The following is a 16,804-nucleotide window of genomic DNA, read 5'->3' as shown; positions in this document are numbered from 1 at the left end:
TCATCGCCACCGTTAGGATCTAGTATCCGGGCCACGGCCCGGATATATCGTAAGTAAAACAGTAGCGTTTTCATGGCGGAAAGTCACGCCAGCCGCTGGTTACTCGGTGATGATCTGATACAGCTCTTCGTCGCTCAGCGCTGCGCGCAGGCGGCGGCACACGGTTTTGTCGGCCAGCCGTTTGGCGACCAGCGACAGCGTATGCAAGTGAGTTTTACATTGATCGGCCGGTACCAGCAAGGCGAACAGCAGATCGACCGGTTGATTATCAATGGCATCAAAGGCGATAGGTTGCTCAAGGCGGATAAACACGCCAACGGCCCGCAAAGTGTCCTCTTCCAGTTTGCCGTGTGGGATCGCGATACCGTTGCCGATACCGGTACTGCCCATACGTTCCCGGGTGAGTACTGCGTCAAACACCACCTGCGAAGGTAGGTTAAGCTGCTTGGCCGCCAGCTCGCTGATAATTTCCAAAGCCCGTTTCTTGCTGGTGCAGTGTACCGAGCTTCTGGTGCACTCGATGTTTAACACCGAGCTTAATTGCATTATTTCGTTGTTCATCTCATCTTCACTTAAAACCGCGTCCTGTCGCTTTATTGCAAGCCTGCTTTACCATTGGAAAGTAGGCTTGCGCTGATAACCTTCATGAAACGGTTTTTCGCCTGTTTAACCCTGATGGCTTATCGGCGCATACCCATACAGGTGCTGCGCCGAGGGTTGCCGTGTAGCCAATGCGACTACGATATGGGCCATTACGCATTGCATAACGGCTCAGAATGTCAGTGTTGCTTTAGTTTGTCTTTATGTTTGTTCAATTGACGCGCCAGTTTGTCGATCAGGCAGTCAATTGCGGCATACATATCTTCTTTTTCCGAGGTGGCGTGCAACTCGCCCCCATTCACATGCACCGTTGCTTCCGCAATCTGCTGCACTTTTTCCACACTGAGTACGACATATACCTGGTTAATGCGGTCAAAATACTGCTCGAGTTTGGCAAACTTGGTGTTGACGAACTCACGCATTGGTTCGGTGATTTCGACGTGGTGTCCGGTAATGTTGAGCTGCATAATGTCTTCCTTCTCTATAGAGGTCAAACCAACTGTTTACGCTGGTTGGACGGCGGGATGGACAAAGACTCTCGGTACTTGGCAACGGTGCGCCGCGCCACCATGATCCCCTGATCGGAAAGCATCGTGGTCAGCTTGCTGTCGCTAAGCGGTTTGGCAGGGTTTTCCGCCGCGATCAATTTCTTCACTAATGCCCGGATCGCCGTAGAGGAGGCTTCGCCACCGCTGTCGGTATTCACATGGCTTGAGAAGAAATACTTCAATTCGAAAATACCACGCGGGCTGTGCAGGAACTTCTGCGTCGTCACGCGTGAGATTGTCGATTCATGCATTTCCACGGCCTGGGCGATATCCGCCAGCACCATGGGCTTCATAAATTCTGCACCCTGTTCAAAGAACGCCTCCTGCTGTTCGACAATACAGCGGGTCACCTTGAGCAGCGTGTCGTTCCGGCTTTCCAGGCTCTTGATCAGCCACTTCGCTTCTTGCAAATTGCTGCGGATATACTGGCCGTCGGCATCGTTGCGCACCGTGTTGCCCAGTGCCGCATATTGCTGATTGATTTTCAGCCGTGGGATGCTGTCTGCATTAAGCTCCACCACCCACTTATCTTGCACCTTGCGTACCAACACGTCCGGGATCACATACTCGGATTCACCGGTATTGATCGACTGCCCAGGGCGCGGATCGAGTGAGTGGATCAACACCATCGCTTCTTTCAGTGTATCTTCTTTTAAGCGAGTTGTTCGCATCAGGCTGCGAAAGTCGTGGTTAGCCAGCAAATCCAGATGCTCGCTGACGATCAGGCGGGCTTCCGCCAGATAGGGCGTGTCTTTGGCGTATTGGGAAAGTTGGATCAACAGGCAGTCACGCAGATCGCGAGCAGCGACGCCGACCGGATCAAAACGCTGTACGCGCTTCAATACCGCTTCGACCTCGTCCATCGTCACATTATCGTCACCCATACTCTCCAGAATGTCTTCCAGCGGTACGGTGAGATAGCCGGTGTCATCGACGGCGTCGACGATCGAGGTGGCGATGGCGGCATCGGTGTCAGAGAACGGCGTCAGATCCACTTGCCACATCAGATAGTCCTGCAGCGTTTGCGTGGTTTCGCCCTGATAGACCGGAAGTTCGTCATCGCCATAGTCGGTACCGGTGCCAGAAGGGGTACCGGCGGTATAGATCTCATCCCAGGTGGCATCAAGAGGCAGCTCTTCGGGCATGTCCTTCTGTTCCAACGCTTCACGGGTGTCTAGCCCTTCGGTCTCGACGCTTTCTTTGGTGTCGATCTCTTCGTGCTGGTCTTCTGTCTGTTCAAGCAGCGGGTTGCTCTCTAGTGCCAGTTGGATCTCCTGCTGGAGCTCAAGCGTGGACAGCTGCAACAGGCGGATTGCCTGCTGAAGTTGGGGGGTCATGGCCAGTTGCTGGCTGAGCCTGAGTTGCAAACCTTGCTTCATAATCTTCTGCTACTTCCGTTAACGGCGGCCTGTTGGCCTGCCGCTGGAACCTACAGGCGGAACTCTTCGCCCAGATAAACGCGTTTGACCTGCTCATCGGCCAGGATGGCGTCCGGCGTGCCGTGGGCAATCAGCTTACCCTGGCTGACGATATAGGCACGTTCGCACACGTCCAGCGTCTCGCGCACGTTATGATCGGTGATCAGCACTCCAAGGCCGCTGTCACGCAGGTGTTCGATGATTTTCTTGATATCGATAACGGAAATCGGGTCAACCCCGGCGAAAGGTTCATCCAGCAGGATAAATTTCGGGTTGGCGGCCAACGCACGGGCAATCTCCACGCGGCGGCGTTCACCACCGGAAAGCGATTGGCCCAGGTTGTCACGCAGGTGGGAGATATGAAACTCTTCCAGCAGCTCGATAGCCCGATCGTTGCGCTGCTCACTGGTGAGATCGTTGCGGATCTCCAGCACCGCCATCAGGTTGTCGTAAACACTCAGGCGGCGGAAGATAGAGGCTTCCTGCGGCAGGTAACCGATACCGCGGCGTGCGCGTGCGTGCAGCGGCAGGATACTGATATCTTCGTCATCGATCACGATGCGCCCGGCGTCGCGCTGAACGATGCCGACCACCATGTAGAAAGTGGTGGTCTTACCGGCACCGTTTGGCCCCAGCAGGCCGACGATCTCGCCAGATTTCACTTTCAGGCTCACGTCTTCAACGACTTTGCGGCCTTTGTAGGCTTTCGCCAGGTTTTCTGCGATGAGTGTTGCCATAAGTAATTAGTTACTCTTCTTTTGACCGTTTTTGTCTTGCAACTGTGATGGCACCAGAACCGTGGTCACGCGTTTGCCTTTATCGCTGAACGCCTGCATCTGCTGCTGTGGCACCAGATAGGTAATACGGTCACCTTTCACGTTGCTATCGAGCTGTTCCAAATAGGCGTTGCCGGTGAGGGTGATCAGCTGCGTCGCGACGTCGTAACGCACTTTCTGCGCATGGCCTTTCACCGGCTTGCCGTTGTCCTGCATCTGGTAGAAGGTTACCGGATTGCCGAACGCTTCAATATAGGTTTTGTTCTGATCGCCACCCGGGCGCGTGACCACGACCTTGTCGGCCTTGATCTCGATGGTGCCCTGCTTGATCACCACGTTGTCGGTAAAGGTGCTGACGTTGCTCTGCATATCCAGCGACTGTTTCAGCGAGTCGATACTTACCGGTTGGTCAGAGTCGGATTTCAACGCCAATGCGGGGGAGCTGGCGGTCAAAACGAGGCTGACGATCAACAGATTACGGAGTTGGCTTTTGGTTCTGAATTTCATAGTTGGTCTTGACCTTATCAATCAGCTCAGCGGTTTTGTTCCGCAGATTGCCACGCATTTTCATGCCGTTAGAGGTGAAATTCGTGCCGAACAGGGTCACTTCATCATCAGAAGAAACGTCCTGGGTGACCAGATTAATCTGGGCATTATCGGTTTTAATTTTTTCCAGCTGTGAGGTGGTTGTCAAACTGTTCACCTCCACGTGGCCGTACAGATACAGCATGCGGTTTTTGGTCAGCTTGGCGCGATCGGCGCGTATTGACCAGGTGGCCACGGCATGCTCATCAAACAGCGTCATCACCGGCTGGGTGAACCAGCTTAACTCATCGGCGGTGTAATATTTAACCTCTTCTGCCACCAGCTTGTAGCTTAGCTGCCCGGCCGGATTGTATACCACTGTTACGGTATGCTGGCTCTGATAGGTCGGGTCTTGGTTGTTGACCGGTACCGAATTGTCGTCATCGCTGAAATCGGCCATGTTCCAGCCAATCAGCGCCAGCGCGATCACGGTCAGCAAAATGGTGATCCAAAGTTTGGTTTTACTCATATTGACAGCCCTTTGGCGTCCTCCAGCTTGTTTTGTGCCAGCAGGATCAGGTCGCACAACTCGCGTACCGCACCACGGCCACCGTTGATACGGGTGACATAATGGGCGCGAGGTAACAATAATGGATGCGCATCGGCCACCGCGACGGCCAGACCGACTTCGGCCATGACCGGCCAGTCGATCAGATCGTCGCCGATGTAGGCAATTTCATCTGGCATCAGGGACAGTTTATCCAACAGTTCACGGAAGGCCAAAAGCTTATCGGACTGCCCTTGATACAGATGGGTGATATCCAACGTTTTTGCCCGGTCTTCCAGCAGTTTGGCCGAACGCCCGGTGATGATGGCCACCTCGATACCCGAGGTTTTCAGGCAGCGGATGCCGTAGCCGTCACGGACGTTGAAGGCTTTCAGCTCTTCACCGTTATTGCCCATGTAGATCAGGCCGTCTGACAGCACGCCGTCGACATCACAAATCAACAGACGGATTTTCCCGGCGCGGGCCATGACTTCTTCAGCTACCGGCCCGTAACAGGTTTCAACCAGACTCATGCAGTTGGTTCCTTTCATTAAACGACGCCAGCGCGCAGCATGTCATGCATATGTACCACACCCAGCAATTGGTCGCCATCGGCAACCAGCACGGCGGTGATATGGCGTTGCTGCATCAGATTGAGCGCATCGACCGCCAGCAGGTTCGGGCGCACCCGGATACCGCCCAGCGTCATGACGTCGGTGATGTTGGCATTATTCAGATCGATGCCCATATCGAACACCCGGCGTAAGTCACCGTCGGTAAAAATACCGGCGATTTTCATCAGATCGTCGCAGATTACCGTCATGCCCAGGTTTTTACGGGTGATCTCCAGTAGCGCGTCGCGCAGCGAGGCTTCGGGGCTGACGTGCGGAATTTCGTCGCCGCTGTGCATGATATCACTCACGCGCAGCAGCAGGCGGCGGCCCAGTGCACCACCAGGGTGAGACAGGGCGAAATCTTCCGGGGTAAAGCCGCGGGCCTTCAGCAGCGCTACGGCTAACGCATCGCCCATGACCAAGGTGGCGGTGGTGCTGGTGGTAGGGGCCAGACCCAGTGGGCAAGCTTCCTGCGGTACCTTGATGCACAGATGCACTTCTGCCGCCTTGCCCATCGAGCTTTCCGGGTTGTTGGTCATGCAAATCAGTGGGATCTGCTGGCGTTTCAACACTGGGATCAGCGCCAGAATTTCGTTCGACTCACCGGAGTTGGAAATCGCCAGCACGATGTCCTGCGCCGACACCATGCCCAGATCGCCGTGGCTGGCCTCCGCCGGATGCACGAAGAACGCTGGGGTTCCGGTACTGGCCAGCGTAGCGGCAATTTTGCAGCCGATATGGCCGGACTTACCCATACCCATGACCACGACTTTACCGCAGCATCCGGCTATCGCTTCACATGCCCGGGTAAAATCTGCATTGATGTACTGATCGAGCTGGGCCAGGCCATCACGCTCAATCTGAAGCACTTCTTTGCCGGCCTGCTGAAAGTCAAAGCCCGGTTGCAACTGGTTAGATGACATACTCATTCTCAACGGTTAGCCGAACGTACTGAAAGGGTTAAAGAACAGCACTGCAAGATACGCAATAAAGCCACATAATAACAGAGCTCCCGCCAGATGACCGATACGATGTTTGCGGCCAATACACAGCGCGGCAAGCAGGATACCGGCCGCCAGCATCACCCAGTAATCGCGCTGGAAGGCTGCGGGATCGATACTGCCCGGTGATAGCAGGGCAGGGACGCCCAGCACGATCACCGTGTTAAAAATCGTCGAGCCGATAATATTCCCTACCGCCATATCATCTTCGCCTTTTAGTGCTCCGGCGATCGAGGTGGCCAATTCGGGCAGGCTGGTGCCGATGGCGATAATCGTCAGGCCAACCACCAGTTCACTCAGGCCAAAGTAGTGAGCAATCACCGAAGCATTATCGATGATCATCCTTGATGACAGCGGCAGAATAATGAAGGCCAGCACCAGCCAGAGAATGGCTACGGTGTTGCTGCTGTCCTGTGGCAGTTCGGCGAGTTGCTCCACCGTCAGGCTGTCGTTGCCTTCACGTTGCGCCAGCCTGGCGATTTTCAGCATCAGCAGAATAAAACCGGTGGCGGCCAACAGCAGCAGTACGCCATCGAACCGGCTCAGGGTGTTATCCATCAGCACGTAGCCGCACAACAGGATAACCCCCAGCATCAGTGGCAGTTCACGCCGTAACACTTCGGAGCGAACCGACAGCGGATGGATCAGGGCCGCCATCCCCAGGATCAGTAAAATATTGGTGATGTTGGAGCCAATCACGTTACCCACCGCCAGGTTGGTCTGCCCATTGAGGGCGGCGGTGACCGACACGATCAATTCTGGCAACGAAGTGCCTATACCGACTATCGTCATGCCGATAATCAACGGGGGAACCCCCAGCGAGCGGCTAATCACCGCCGCACCATAAACTAATCTATCTGCCCCATACACCAGTAAAAATAAACCAACGATCAACAGTACTATTGCGAGAAACATTCAGGGTCCTATATTGGGTATACCCGTCGTCTTTCAAGCTGCGGCTTGAAATCCATAGGGTATGATAATCCCGTTTCGTTGGTTAAAGACCATCATCGGCCAGCTTGCACACCCCTCGTTGCACATAACAACGAATTTTCCCGGCTACACCCGTCGTCTTTCAAGCTGCAACTTGAAATCCAAGGGTATAAAAATCGAACAATTTTGTTTTTTTGCGTTATTTCCTAATTTTGACCGTCTGGAGCCTAAAAGTAAAACCTATGGCATCATTGGTAGCGCATTGAGGGTAAGTTTCGGTAAAAATAGGACGTATAGCCCCTATTGCTTTACCATCACGGATGATTTGGCAAAAAATAGCCTGTACAGGATCAATAAACATGCACCAGAAGGCAGATAATCTGGTCGAAGTGCGCGGCATGAGCTTCTCTCGCGGCGATCGGCTGATATTCGAAGACATCAACCTGACGGTTCCCCGTGGCAAAGTGACGGCCATCATGGGGCCGTCCGGCATTGGTAAAACCACGTTGTTACGCCTGATTGGTGGCCAGTTGACCCCGGACTGCGGCGAGATCTGGTTTGATGGGGACAACATCCCGGCGCTGTCGCGCCATCAGTTGTATGAGTCACGCAAGAAGATGAGCATGCTGTTTCAGTCGGGAGCGCTGTTCACCGATTTGACGGTATTTGAGAACGTGGCCTACCCGTTGCGTGAGCACAGCCGCCTGCCAGAGCCAATCCTGCGCAGCACGGTGCTGATGAAGCTGGAAGCCGTAGGGCTACGCGGCGCGGCAGATCTGATGCCGAACGAGCTTTCCGGCGGGATGGCCCGGCGAGCTGCCCTGGCGCGTGCCATCGCGCTGGATCCGACATTGATCATGTTCGACGAACCCTTCGTTGGCCAGGATCCGATCACCATGGGCGTGCTGGTCAAGCTGATCGATGAGCTGAATAACGCGCTCGGGATCACCTGCATCGTGGTATCCCATGATGTGCCAGAAGTCTTGAGTATCGCGGATTACGCCTATATTGTGGCGGATCACCATGTGATTGCCGAAGGCTCGGCAGCGCAATTACAGAACAATCCTGATGCGCGAGTGCGTCAGTTTCTGGATGGTATTGCCGATGGGCCGGTACCTTTCCGTTACCCGGCCGGTGATTATCAGACAGAGCTTTTAGGGGAAGGGAGTAAATAACCTCATGTTTTTAAAGGCGTTAGCGTCGTTAGGACGCCGTGGCATCAACACCAGTGCAGCCTTTGGACGCGCCGGGCTGATGCTGTTCCACGCGCTGATCGGGCGCCCGGAGCCGCGTAAACAATGGCCGCTGCTGCTCAAACAGCTCCACAGCGTGGGCGTTCAGTCTCTGCTGATCATCATGGTTTCCGGCTTGTTTATCGGCATGGTGTTGGGGCTGCAAGGTTACATTGTCCTCACCACCTACAGTGCCGAGGCGAGCCTGGGTATGATGGTGGCGTTGTCATTGCTGCGTGAGCTGGGGCCGGTAGTGACCGCTCTGCTGTTCGCTGGCCGTGCCGGGTCGGCTCTGACGGCCGAAATCGGTCTGATGAAGGCCACCGAGCAGTTGTCCAGCCTGGAAATGATGGCGATCGATCCGCTGCGGCGTATTGTTGCCCCACGTTTCTGGGCAGGTCTTATCAGCATGCCGTTGCTGACGATTATTTTTGTGGCCATCGGCATCTGGGGCGGTGCGATTGTCGGCGTGGACTGGAAAGGTATCGACAGCGGTTTCTTCTGGTCAGCGATGCAAGGGGCCGTTGAATGGCGTCAGGATTTACTTAACTGCCTGATCAAGAGCGTGGTGTTTGCCATAACCGTTAGCTGGATTGCGATCTTCAATGGTTACGATGCCGTACCGACCTCTGAAGGGATTAGTCAGGCAACGACAAGGACCGTGGTACATTCGTCACTGGCGGTGTTGGGATTGGATTTCGTGCTGACTGCACTGATGTTTGGGAATTGATTTGATGCAAACGAAGAAGAGTGAAATCTGGGTTGGGGCGTTTATGCTGATTGCGCTGTGCGCCATCATCTTCCTCTGCCTCCAGGTGGCCAATATTAAATCGATCGGTAATGAACCGACTTACCGTATCTACGCCACCTTCGATAATATCGGTGGTTTGAAAGCGCGTTCACCCGTGAAGATTGGTGGGGTGATGATTGGCCGGGTTGCGGCTATCTCGCTCGACCCGAAGACCTACACGCCACGAGTGGCGCTGGATATCCAGCAACAATACAACCAGATCCCGGACACCAGCTCGCTGGCGATCCGCACCTCTGGCCTGCTGGGTGAACAGTATTTGGCGCTGAACGTCGGTTTTGAAGATCCCGAGATGGGCACGACTATCCTTAAGGATGGAGGGACCATTCAGGACACCAAATCAGCCATGGTGCTGGAAGACTTGATCGGCCAGTTCCTGTACAAGAGCGGTGGCCAGGATAGCCCGAATTCACCGGATGGCACCGCTGCTGCTCCGGCACCGGATGCCGCTGCGCATTCCGCTACAACTCATTAATCGAGGAAACCTGCATGTTTAAACGTTTTTTAATGGTTGCCCTGCTGGTAGTTGCTCCGCTAGCTAATGCGGTCGATCAGACTAACCCATACAGCCTGATGCAAGACGCTGCGCAGAAAACCTTCACCCGCCTGAAAAGCGAGCAGCCAAAAATCAAGCAGGATCCCAACTACCTGCGCACCATCGTGCATGAAGAGCTGATGCCGTTCGTGCAGGTGAAATATGCCGGTGCGTTGGTACTGGGCCGTTACTACAAAGACGCTACGCCAGCCCAGCGTGAAGCTTATTTCAACGCCTTCCAGGCCTATCTGGAGCAGGCGTATGGTCAGGCGTTAGCCATGTACCAGGGCCAGACCTATCAGATCGAACCGGAACAGCCCCTAGGCAATGCCGATATCATCGCGATCCGCGTGACCATCATCGATAAAGGTGGCCGCCCGCCGGTGCGTCTGGATTTCCAATGGCGCAAGAACAGCAAAACCGGTTACTGGCAGGCATATGACATGATTGCCGAAGGCGTCAGCATGATCACCACCAAGCAGAATGAGTGGGCATCGACTCTGCGCCTCAAAGGCGTAGACGGTTTGACCCAGCAGCTGCAAGCGGCCGCCAAACAGCCGATCACCCTGGATCAGAAAAACTGATGGCCGCAGCGCTGAGCTGGGTATCACAACAGCAAACGCTGGTACTGAGCGGCGAGCTGGATCGTGAGACGTTATTGCCGCTGTGGCAGCAACGTGAGACGCTGTTGGCAGATAAAACCGTGATTGATGTGGCTCAACTGCAGCGCGTGGACTCTTCCGGTCTGGCCCTGCTGCTGCATTTACGTGAGCAACGGAGCCAACAGGGAATTGAGATAAAAATTTCCGGCATCACCGATCGGCTGCAAACGCTGATCACGCTCTACAATTTGTCAGCAATAATGCCTGTCGAAACCGCTAGTTAGCCACATTTATGGCTGTTCGACCGGGAAAAATCAGTTAAAGGCCCCTGTTGCTCAGGGGCTTTTTCTTTGGTTTAAGAAAGCGGCGGATTCCACTAAGATAGACGCCAAGAAGTCGCCCCGGGTGACTATGATCCTTCGATGCAGAATTGGATACTATGGAAAATAGCGAAATTAAAGACGTGCTGATGAAGGCGTTGGCACTGGAAGAAGCGCATGTGACCGGCGATGGCAGCCATTTTCAGGTGATCGCCGTGGGTGAACTGTTCGCCACCATGAGCCGCGTCAAGAAACAGCAAGCCGTTTATGCGCCGCTGATGGAATACATCGCGGACAACCGCATTCATGCTTTGTCGATCAAGGCATATACCCCAGAAGAGTGGCAGCGGGATCGCAAACTCAACGGATTTTAAGGCTGTTTGCCCCGCGGGCAGGCAGCTCAGAACAGATAACAGAGAGTAGTTAAATGGATAAATTTCGTGTGCATGGCCGGACCCGTCTTAGCGGTGAAGTGACCATTTCCGGGGCGAAAAACGCCGCCCTGCCGATCCTGTTTGCCGCCTTGCTGGCGGAAGAGCCTGTCGAACTGCAAAACGTCCCGAAGCTGAAGGACATTGACACCACCATCAAACTGCTCAGCCAGTTGGGTACCAAGATCGAGCGCAATGGCTCGGTCTATGTTGATGCCAGCGGCGTGAACGAGTTTTGTGCTCCCTACGATCTGGTGAAAACCATGCGTGCCTCCATTTGGGCATTGGGGCCACTGGTAGCGCGCTTTGGCCGTGGCCAGGTATCGCTGCCAGGTGGTTGTGCCATCGGCGCACGTCCGGTTGATCTGCACATTACTGGCCTGGAGCAGCTGGGTGCTGAAATCAAACTGGAAGAGGGCTACGTCAAGGCCTCTGTGGAAGGGCGCCTGAAGGGTGCACATATCGTGATGGATAAGGTCAGCGTAGGTGCGACCGTCACCATCATGAGTGCTGCAACCCTGGCGACTGGCACGACTATCATCGAGAACGCGGCACGTGAGCCGGAAATCGTCGATACCGCCAACTTCCTCAACACGCTGGGTGCCAAAATCAGCGGCGCAGGCACGGACAGGATCACCATCGAAGGCGTTGAGCGCCTGGGTGGCGGGGTTTACCGTGTGCTGCCAGACCGTATCGAAACCGGTACCTTCCTGGTTGCCGCTGCCGTTTCCGGTGGTAAGGTGCTGTGCCGCAATACCCGTCCAGATACTCTGGATGCGGTGTTGGCCAAACTGCGTGAAGCCGGGGCCGATATCGAAGTGGGTGAAGACTGGATCAGCCTGGACATGCATGGCAAACGCCCGAAAGCGGTAACCCTGCGCACGGCCCCACACCCTGGTTTCCCAACCGATATGCAGGCGCAGTTCAGCCTGTTGAACCTGGTAGCGGAAGGGACCGGTGTGATCACCGAGACGATCTTCGAAAACCGCTTTATGCACGTGCCTGAGCTGATCCGTATGGGCGCACACGCTGAAATCGAGAGCAACACCGTGATTTGCCACGGCGTAGAGCAGCTTTCTGGTGCACAGGTGATGGCGACCGATTTGCGGGCCTCTGCCAGCCTGGTATTGGCGGGTTGTATTGCCGAAGGCGTAACGGTGGTGGATCGTATTTATCACATCGACCGTGGCTACGAGCGCATTGAAGACAAACTGCGTGCGCTGGGTGCCAATATCGAACGTGTGAAAGGCGAGTAATCGACAGTTTTATCTTTTTTGTGCGAATAAAGCCCGGCTTGCCGGGCTTTTTGCTGTCAGTTATTATCTTCCGGGAACTCACCCACCGCCATATGCAGCGTAATACGTTGCCCATCGCGCAACACCACCACCGGGATCTCCGTCCCAGGGCGGATCTCCGCCACCTGGTCCATCGTCTCCAATACCGACACCGCCGGTTTGTTATCGACGTTAATGATGATGTCATTAATACGGAACCCGGCATTGGCGGCTGGGCCGTTAGGGGTAATTTCTGTCACAATGATCCCCTGCAGGCGATCGATGCCGGTCGCCGAGGTGCGCACCGGGATAATCTCTTTGCCCTGAATACCAAAGTAGCCGCGGATCACCCGGCCATCACGGATCAGCTTATCCATGATCTTGGTCGCCAGCTCTACCGGGATGGCAAAGCCTAGCCCCTCTGGTGTTTCGCCATCGGTGATCTTGTCATAGGTCAGCGTGTTGATGCCCATCAGCTCACCCAGGGAGTTAACCAGCGCACCGCCGGAGTTACCCCGGTTGATTGAAGCATCGGTTTGCAGGAAGGTTTGTCGCCCGGTGGTGCTCAGGCTGATACGCCCGGTGGCGCTGATAATGCCCTGGGTAACGGTTTGCCCAAGGTTGTACGGGTTACCGATCGCCAGCGCCACATCACCGATGCGAGCGGGGCGTGCGGTATTGATTGGGATCACTGGCAAGTTGCCCGGATCGATTTTAAGTACGGCCAGGTCGGTCAGGCTATCGGAGCCGACCAATAACGCCTCATAGCGGCGGCCATCTTGCAGTACGGCGGTGATCTGCTGGGCGTCTTTGATTACGTGGCGGTTGGTAATGATGTAGCCGCGATCGTTCATGATCACACCGGAACCCAGGGAGAGCACGTTGGTCGCGCCGCTGATATTACGGTTGTAGATGTTGACGACGGCAGGGGCAGCCCGGCGCACGCCGGTGTTATAGCTGGCCGGCGTTTGATCGCTGGTATTCTCAGATTTGCTGGCGAATATGTTATTGGCGGAACGCAATACGGGCAGGGCGGCCAGCAGTATACCGGCAACGACCAAACCAATAACAATAGAACGCAAGAGCTTAGCAAACATAGAGTTTTAGTTAGTGTTGGGGAAGATGAACGGAGGATAGCACGACTTAACCGGGCGCAGTATGCTGGCGCGCCCGGTTTCGCAACAAATTAACGCAGCAACAGATAAATGTTTTCGTCGCCACGTACGATGTTCAACGCCATCACCGCCGGTTTGGCCTCAAGCAGTTTACGCAGTGCGTTGATGTTTTCAACGCGCTGACGGTTGACGCCGATGATCACATCCCCTTTCTGCAGGCCAAACTGCGCCGCCGGAGTGCCTTTATCCACCTTGTCGATCTTCACGCCTTTATCACCGTTTGGCAGCGCACCGTTGGTGAGAGAGGCACCTTGCAGCGCAGGCGACAGCGTTTCGGCATTGGTTGATACGCTTTCGCTGTTATCCAGGGTGACGGCAACCTCCATGGGTTTGCCTTCACGCAGCAGGCCTATTTTAACGGTAGTGCCCGGTGCGGTGGTGCCCACTTTGGCACGCAGCTCGGCAAAGCTGCTGATCGGCTTGCCATCCAGGGAGACCAGAATGTCACCGGCTTTGATCCCGGCTTTGGCTGCGGCGGATTTTGGCATTACTTCACTGATAAAGGCCCCGCGTTGGGCATCCGTATTGAATGCTTTCGCCATATCGGCGGTCATTTCACTGCCTTTGATGCCCAGCAGGCCGCGCTTCACTTCGCCAAACTCAATCAGCTGCTTGCTCAGGTTCTGTGCCATGTTACTTGGAATGGCGAAGCCGATACCGATGTTGCCGCCGCCCGGTGCCAGGATCGCGGTGTTGATACCGATCAGCTCACCATTCAGGTTCACCAGCGCGCCGCCGGAGTTACCACGGTTGATGGAGGCATCGGTCTGGATGAAGTTTTCCAGCCCTTCCAGGCTCAGGCCGCTTCTGCCCAGTGCGGAGATGATGCCGGAGGTCGCCGTCTGACCAAGGCCGAACGGGTTACCGACGGCTACGGCGAAGTCGCCGACGCGCAGCTTGTCGGAGTCAGCGATTTTTACCGCCGTCAGGTTTTTGACATCGCTGACCTGCAGCAGAGCAATGTCAGACTGTTCGTCGCGGCCAATCAGCTTGGCGTCATATTCGCGGCCATCATTGAGCTGCACGCTGATCTTGTCGGCGTTGTTGATGACGTGGTTGTTGGTGAGGATGTAACCCTTCGCCGCGTCGATAATCACACCGGAACCCAGCCCTTCAAACGGGCGAGTGCTTTCTTTCGGTGTAGGCATGTTAGGGCCAAAGAAGAATTTAAACTGTTCTGGCAGCTGTGGCTGGCGCTGTACCTGAGTGCCTTCTACACGCACGCTAACGACGGCGGGCAGCACTTTTTCCAGCATCGGCGCCAGGCTTGGCAGCGACTCACCAGCAACGGCGGCAGGCATGGCTGCGTTAGCTGCAGGGACGGAGGCAAATGTCAGGCTAATGCTCATTGCTAATGCACTAAGAATTAAAGATCTTTTCTTCATTGGTTATAGCTCTCTCAAAATCTGCCGGTGAAATTTTTGACGATACTGCCATAGCAATACCATTTGTGTAGTGTAGGACAATGAATTTACGCGAAAAGTTCACTTAATCGTCAAGAGTAAGCATAGTCAGGGCGGGGAATTAGGGACGAACAAAGTGAACAACCCGTGGGGTTACCCCACGGGTCAGTATAACGGGGAATCAATTACCGCGTGGTGCGCCGCGCAGCAGGCCGGAGGCCCCTTCTGAATAGTCACGTGGCATTTCCACTGGCGCCTGATCGTTATCCGCTTCCGCTTCGGTCAGACGATAGCGGAACGGGTTGTCCTGCATCGGCAGATCCGGCAGCAGGTTATTGGAGCTTTTCGCCATATGTTGATACAGCTGGCGATAGTCGCGCGCCATGTTATCCAGCAGTTCGGCACTGCGGGCAAAATGGCCAACCAGCTCCTGACGGTACTCTTCAAGCTCGGTTTTGCTTTTATCCAGTTCGTTTTGCAGCACCTGTTGCTGACGTAATTTACTGTTACCAAAACGCATCGCTACCGCACCGATCACGATACCGACCACCAAACCAATCAGCGCATACTCCCAGGTCATGATGACTCCTATTTTGACTTCGTTGTTCCGCAGGGATTTTTTCACTTAATAATATCCACTATAACCGTTAACCTTGTCCGAGTGGAATCCTGATAAGCCAATACCTGCAGTTTGCAGGGGTTTTCTTGGGGTACAACGCCGATAAATGTGGCGATCAGGGTGCGAAGCGGCTGCCATCCGCCGCGAAAATCGGATAAATAAATTCTCAGCGTTGTTAGGGATTGCGAATACATGCAGGCACAGTCACCGTTATCACGCTACCAGCAGGCGCTGGATGCGGGGGAATATCAGGCCGATGCGGTTCAGCGCCAGGCCGTCACGCAGTTGGATCAGATCTATCAGGCGTTGCAGCAGCTCCCGGCTCCTGCCGCCGCTAATGCTGGCAAGCGCCGTAACCTGCTTAGCCGTTGGTTAGGCAAGAGTGAGGAAACCACCGCGCAGCGGCCGGTACAGGGGCTGTATATGTGGGGTGGCGTTGGCCGGGGTAAAACCTGGCTGATGGACCTGTTTTTCCACAGCCTGCCCGGCGATCGCAAACTGCGGCTGCACTTTCACCGCTTTATGCTGCGGGTGCACGAAGAGCTGACGGAGTTGCAAGGGCAGGAAAACCCGCTGGAGATCGTCGCGGACGGCTTCAAGGCGCAAACGGACGTGCTGTGTTTTGACGAGTTCTTTGTCTCCGACATCACCGACGCCATGCTGCTGGCAACGCTGTTGCAGGCGCTGTTCGCTCGCGGCATTACGCTGGTGGCTACCTCTAACATTATTCCAGACAACCTGTATCGTAACGGGCTGCAACGCGCACGCTTCCTACCGGCGATCGATTTGATCAACGAGTATTGCGACGTGATGAACGTGGATGCGGGCATCGATTACCGGTTACGTACCCTGACGCAGGCCCATCTGTATCTGACTCCGCTCAATCAGCAAACGCAGGACACGATGGATCACATTTTCCTCAAGCTGGCGGGCCACGCCGGGGAAGAAGCTCCGGTGCTGCAAATCAATCACCGGCCAATGCCTACCTTGCGTGCTGTGGAAGGGGTATTGGCGATCGATTTTCATACCCTGTGTGAAGAGCCGCGTAGCCAACTGGATTACATCGCATTGTCACGCCTCTATCACAGCGTAATGCTGTATAATGTGCGCATTATGGGGCCGCTGAAGGAAAACACCGCCCGCCGCTTCCTGGCGCTGGTGGACGAATTCTACGAGCGCCACGTCAAACTGGTGATCGCCGCCGAAGCTTCGATGTTCGAGATCTACCAGGGTGAACAGCTGAAGTTCGAGTTTCAGCGTTGCCTGTCCCGCCTGCAAGAGATGCAGAGCGAGGAGTATCTGAAGCTGCCTCATCTGCCGTAAACGGCGCCGGGCCTGGCTTTCAGGCCCAGTTTCATCCCCGGTTATCGTCGCCAAATCGGTCCCCTGCGTTAAATCCGTTTTCCCGGTAAAAACAGGTCGACCTTTGTGAGCGACTTCTCT

The 16,804-nt window shown here is 55.1% G+C and carries 20 protein-coding genes; 8 read left to right on the top strand and 12 right to left on the bottom strand.

The window, feature by feature from the left end:
• Positions 1-99: 99 nt before the first annotated feature.
• The 9 genes from ptsN to IMQ33_RS13410 all read right to left on the bottom strand — a co-directional run bounded on the left by ptsN (position 100) and on the right by IMQ33_RS13410 (position 6,944).
• Positions 100-561, bottom strand: coding sequence for a PTS IIA-like nitrogen regulatory protein PtsN (ptsN, locus tag IMQ33_RS13450; protein ID WP_024483720.1), 462 nt, complete (start codon positions 559-561; stop codon positions 100-102).
• Between the two features lie 218 nt (positions 562-779).
• Positions 780-1,067: a ribosome hibernation promoting factor gene (gene hpf, locus IMQ33_RS13445; RefSeq protein WP_024483719.1), complete on the bottom strand. Its 288-nt coding sequence runs from the start codon at positions 1,065-1,067 to the stop codon at positions 780-782.
• Positions 1,068-1,090: 23 nt separating this feature from the next.
• On the bottom strand, positions 1,091-2,527 hold the full coding sequence (gene rpoN / locus IMQ33_RS13440; RefSeq protein WP_021180701.1) for an RNA polymerase factor sigma-54: 1,437 nt from the start codon (positions 2,525-2,527) through the stop codon (positions 1,091-1,093).
• A gap of 50 nt (positions 2,528-2,577) precedes the next feature.
• Positions 2,578-3,303, bottom strand: coding sequence for an LPS export ABC transporter ATP-binding protein (gene lptB / locus IMQ33_RS13435; RefSeq protein ID WP_021806959.1), 726 nt, complete (start codon positions 3,301-3,303; stop codon positions 2,578-2,580).
• Positions 3,304-3,309: 6 nt separating this feature from the next.
• The gene (lptA, locus tag IMQ33_RS13430) at positions 3,310-3,849 is read right to left on the bottom strand and encodes a lipopolysaccharide ABC transporter substrate-binding protein LptA (protein ID WP_024483715.1); all 540 of its coding nucleotides are present in this window, start codon (positions 3,847-3,849) and stop codon (positions 3,310-3,312) included.
• On the bottom strand, positions 3,818-4,396 hold the full coding sequence (lptC, locus tag IMQ33_RS13425; RefSeq protein WP_098929713.1) for an LPS export ABC transporter periplasmic protein LptC: 579 nt from the start codon (positions 4,394-4,396) through the stop codon (positions 3,818-3,820). Before lptC ends, lptA begins: the two co-directional genes overlap by 32 nt.
• Positions 4,393-4,947: a 3-deoxy-manno-octulosonate-8-phosphatase KdsC gene (kdsC, locus tag IMQ33_RS13420; protein WP_024483713.1), complete on the bottom strand. Its 555-nt coding sequence runs from the start codon at positions 4,945-4,947 to the stop codon at positions 4,393-4,395. Before kdsC ends, lptC begins: the two co-directional genes overlap by 4 nt.
• Before the next feature lie 17 nt (positions 4,948-4,964).
• A complete protein-coding gene (kdsD, locus tag IMQ33_RS13415; RefSeq protein WP_065684743.1) occupies positions 4,965-5,951 on the bottom strand; it encodes an arabinose-5-phosphate isomerase KdsD in 987 nt (328 codons plus the stop codon).
• Positions 5,952-5,966: 15 nt separating this feature from the next.
• Positions 5,967-6,944 (bottom strand): calcium/sodium antiporter, encoded by a 978-nt coding sequence (locus IMQ33_RS13410; RefSeq protein WP_065684742.1) that lies wholly within the window; start codon positions 6,942-6,944, stop codon positions 5,967-5,969.
• A 377-nt stretch (positions 6,945-7,321) separates the two neighbouring features.
• Here IMQ33_RS13410 and mlaF point away from each other — a divergent pair, with 377 nt between their 5' ends.
• The 7 genes from mlaF to murA all read left to right on the top strand — a co-directional run bounded on the left by mlaF (position 7,322) and on the right by murA (position 12,146).
• Positions 7,322-8,137 carry a phospholipid ABC transporter ATP-binding protein MlaF gene (mlaF, locus tag IMQ33_RS13405; RefSeq protein ID WP_024530621.1) on the top strand — a complete coding sequence of 272 codons (816 nt, stop codon included), beginning with the start codon at positions 7,322-7,324 and terminating at the stop codon, positions 8,135-8,137.
• Between the two features lie 4 nt (positions 8,138-8,141).
• The gene (gene mlaE / locus IMQ33_RS13400; RefSeq protein ID WP_021806955.1) at positions 8,142-8,924 is read left to right on the top strand and encodes a lipid asymmetry maintenance ABC transporter permease subunit MlaE; all 783 of its coding nucleotides are present in this window, start codon (positions 8,142-8,144) and stop codon (positions 8,922-8,924) included.
• Between the two features lie 4 nt (positions 8,925-8,928).
• Positions 8,929-9,477, top strand: coding sequence for an outer membrane lipid asymmetry maintenance protein MlaD (gene mlaD / locus IMQ33_RS13395; protein WP_024483710.1), 549 nt, complete (start codon positions 8,929-8,931; stop codon positions 9,475-9,477).
• A gap of 14 nt (positions 9,478-9,491) precedes the next feature.
• The gene (gene mlaC / locus IMQ33_RS13390) at positions 9,492-10,121 is read left to right on the top strand and encodes a phospholipid-binding protein MlaC (protein WP_065684741.1); all 630 of its coding nucleotides are present in this window, start codon (positions 9,492-9,494) and stop codon (positions 10,119-10,121) included.
• Complete coding sequence (gene mlaB, locus IMQ33_RS13385; RefSeq protein WP_024530624.1) at positions 10,121-10,423, top strand: lipid asymmetry maintenance protein MlaB; 303 nt, start codon at positions 10,121-10,123, stop codon at positions 10,421-10,423. Before mlaC ends, mlaB begins: the two co-directional genes overlap by 1 nt.
• Before the next feature lie 155 nt (positions 10,424-10,578).
• On the top strand, positions 10,579-10,833 hold the full coding sequence (gene ibaG, locus IMQ33_RS13380; RefSeq protein WP_021180689.1) for a BolA family iron metabolism protein IbaG: 255 nt from the start codon (positions 10,579-10,581) through the stop codon (positions 10,831-10,833).
• A gap of 53 nt (positions 10,834-10,886) precedes the next feature.
• Positions 10,887-12,146, top strand: a complete 1,260-nt coding sequence (gene murA, locus IMQ33_RS13375) for a UDP-N-acetylglucosamine 1-carboxyvinyltransferase (protein WP_021180688.1) — start codon at positions 10,887-10,889, stop codon at positions 12,144-12,146.
• Positions 12,147-12,202: 56 nt separating this feature from the next.
• Here the strand turns inward: murA and degS are convergent, their stop codons facing one another.
• From degS to zapG, 3 genes are all read right to left on the bottom strand, one after another.
• The gene (gene degS, locus IMQ33_RS13370) at positions 12,203-13,261 is read right to left on the bottom strand and encodes an outer membrane-stress sensor serine endopeptidase DegS (protein WP_065684740.1); all 1,059 of its coding nucleotides are present in this window, start codon (positions 13,259-13,261) and stop codon (positions 12,203-12,205) included.
• A gap of 89 nt (positions 13,262-13,350) precedes the next feature.
• Positions 13,351-14,724: a serine endoprotease DegQ gene (gene degQ / locus IMQ33_RS13365; RefSeq protein ID WP_065684739.1), complete on the bottom strand. Its 1,374-nt coding sequence runs from the start codon at positions 14,722-14,724 to the stop codon at positions 13,351-13,353.
• Positions 14,725-14,923: 199 nt separating this feature from the next.
• Positions 14,924-15,322, bottom strand: coding sequence for a Z-ring associated protein ZapG (zapG, locus tag IMQ33_RS13360; protein WP_021180680.1), 399 nt, complete (start codon positions 15,320-15,322; stop codon positions 14,924-14,926).
• A gap of 231 nt (positions 15,323-15,553) precedes the next feature.
• On the opposite strand from zapG, the gene zapE reads away from it, so the two are divergent.
• Positions 15,554-16,684 carry a cell division protein ZapE gene (gene zapE / locus IMQ33_RS13355; RefSeq protein WP_065684738.1) on the top strand — a complete coding sequence of 377 codons (1,131 nt, stop codon included), beginning with the start codon at positions 15,554-15,556 and terminating at the stop codon, positions 16,682-16,684.
• Positions 16,685-16,804 lie beyond the last annotated feature (120 nt).

This window comes from Serratia sp. Res13-Sevr-LER1-36-b, from assembly GCF_015673035.1.
Lineage (GTDB): Bacteria > Pseudomonadota > Gammaproteobacteria > Enterobacterales > Enterobacteriaceae > Chania > Chania fonticola_C.
Note: the sequence above shows the minus strand (reverse complement) of the source record. Positions and strands in the feature narration are given on the sequence as shown.

Bases quoted from the DNA above. Each gene is read 5' to 3' on its own strand.
- kdsD (WP_065684743.1), bottom strand. From the start codon at position 5,951: ATGTCATCTAACCAGTTGCAACCGGGCTTTGACTTTCAGCAGGCCGGC.
- zapG (WP_021180680.1), bottom strand. From the start codon at position 15,322: ATGACCTGGGAGTATGCGCTGATTGGTTTGGTGGTCGGTATCGTGATC.
- mlaB (WP_024530624.1), top strand. From the start codon at position 10,121: ATGGCCGCAGCGCTGAGCTGGGTATCACAACAGCAAACGCTGGTACTG.
- mlaF (WP_024530621.1), top strand. From the start codon at position 7,322: ATGCACCAGAAGGCAGATAATCTGGTCGAAGTGCGCGGCATGAGCTTC.
- lptA (WP_024483715.1), bottom strand. From the start codon at position 3,849: ATGAAATTCAGAACCAAAAGCCAACTCCGTAATCTGTTGATCGTCAGC.
- rpoN (WP_021180701.1), bottom strand. From the start codon at position 2,527: ATGAAGCAAGGTTTGCAACTCAGGCTCAGCCAGCAACTGGCCATGACC.
- degS (WP_065684740.1), bottom strand. From the start codon at position 13,261: ATGTTTGCTAAGCTCTTGCGTTCTATTGTTATTGGTTTGGTCGTTGCC.
- mlaC (WP_065684741.1), top strand. From the start codon at position 9,492: ATGTTTAAACGTTTTTTAATGGTTGCCCTGCTGGTAGTTGCTCCGCTA.
- lptB (WP_021806959.1), bottom strand. From the start codon at position 3,303: ATGGCAACACTCATCGCAGAAAACCTGGCGAAAGCCTACAAAGGCCGC.
- murA (WP_021180688.1), top strand. From the start codon at position 10,887: ATGGATAAATTTCGTGTGCATGGCCGGACCCGTCTTAGCGGTGAAGTG.
- zapE (WP_065684738.1), top strand. From the start codon at position 15,554: ATGCAGGCACAGTCACCGTTATCACGCTACCAGCAGGCGCTGGATGCG.
- lptC (WP_098929713.1), bottom strand. From the start codon at position 4,396: ATGAGTAAAACCAAACTTTGGATCACCATTTTGCTGACCGTGATCGCG.
- kdsC (WP_024483713.1), bottom strand. From the start codon at position 4,947: ATGAGTCTGGTTGAAACCTGTTACGGGCCGGTAGCTGAAGAAGTCATG.
- ptsN (WP_024483720.1), bottom strand. From the start codon at position 561: ATGAACAACGAAATAATGCAATTAAGCTCGGTGTTAAACATCGAGTGC.
- degQ (WP_065684739.1), bottom strand. From the start codon at position 14,724: ATGAAGAAAAGATCTTTAATTCTTAGTGCATTAGCAATGAGCATTAGC.
- mlaD (WP_024483710.1), top strand. From the start codon at position 8,929: ATGCAAACGAAGAAGAGTGAAATCTGGGTTGGGGCGTTTATGCTGATT.
- hpf (WP_024483719.1), bottom strand. From the start codon at position 1,067: ATGCAGCTCAACATTACCGGACACCACGTCGAAATCACCGAACCAATG.
- ibaG (WP_021180689.1), top strand. From the start codon at position 10,579: ATGGAAAATAGCGAAATTAAAGACGTGCTGATGAAGGCGTTGGCACTG.
- IMQ33_RS13410 (WP_065684742.1), bottom strand. From the start codon at position 6,944: ATGTTTCTCGCAATAGTACTGTTGATCGTTGGTTTATTTTTACTGGTG.
- mlaE (WP_021806955.1), top strand. From the start codon at position 8,142: ATGTTTTTAAAGGCGTTAGCGTCGTTAGGACGCCGTGGCATCAACACC.